Source organism: Pseudomonas sp. KCJK9111 (assembly GCF_046231935.1).
GTDB lineage: Bacteria > Pseudomonadota > Gammaproteobacteria > Pseudomonadales > Pseudomonadaceae > Aquipseudomonas > Aquipseudomonas parafulva_B.
Genome location: NZ_JBJJMO010000135.1, coordinates 1 through 593, shown reverse-complemented (window position 1 = coordinate 593; position 593 = coordinate 1). Strand labels below are relative to the sequence as shown.

Annotated in this window: 1 protein-coding gene; it reads left to right on the top strand. The window is 69.6% G+C overall.

The window, feature by feature from the left end:
- On the top strand, positions 1-593 hold a 593-nt coding region (locus tag ACK59L_RS21505), incomplete at both ends, for an Ig-like domain-containing protein (RefSeq protein WP_409275959.1).

Sequence of the window (593 nt, the reverse complement as noted above, 5' to 3'; positions counted from 1 at the left end):
GTGGTCACTGCCAACGGCACCTTCCTGGTCAACCTCGACCCCGCCGTGCAACCCGGCGAGCAACTGAGCCTGGTGCAGACAGACCCTAGCGGCAACGCCTCGCCCGCAGTCGACTACGAAGTGCCCCTGACCCCAGCCCTGGAAAGCCCAGCCAACCTGGCGGTAAACGCCGACGGCACCGTGCTCACCGGTACTGCCCCGGCAGGCTCACGCGTCGAAGTGCGCGATGCCAGCGGTGCGTTGGTCGGCAGCGCCATCGCCAATGCCGACGGCAGCTTCAGCATCGACCTGAACCCGGCCCAGGCCAACGGCGAACTGCTGGATGTGGTGGCCATCGCCGACGATGTGTCGTCACTGCCCGCCCAGGTCACCGCTCCCGATATCACGGCTCCCGCCGCCCCTGCAGAGCTGGCGGTGAGCGCCGACGGCACCGTGGTCACGGGCCGCGCCGAGCCGGGCAGCACCGTGCGCATTCTGGCCGCTGACGGCACCGAGCTGGGCTCGGCGGTGGTCGGCGCCACCGGCGTGTTCAGCATCACCCTGAACCCTGCCCAGGTGGACGGCGAAGTGCTGCAAGCCACTGCCACCGATGC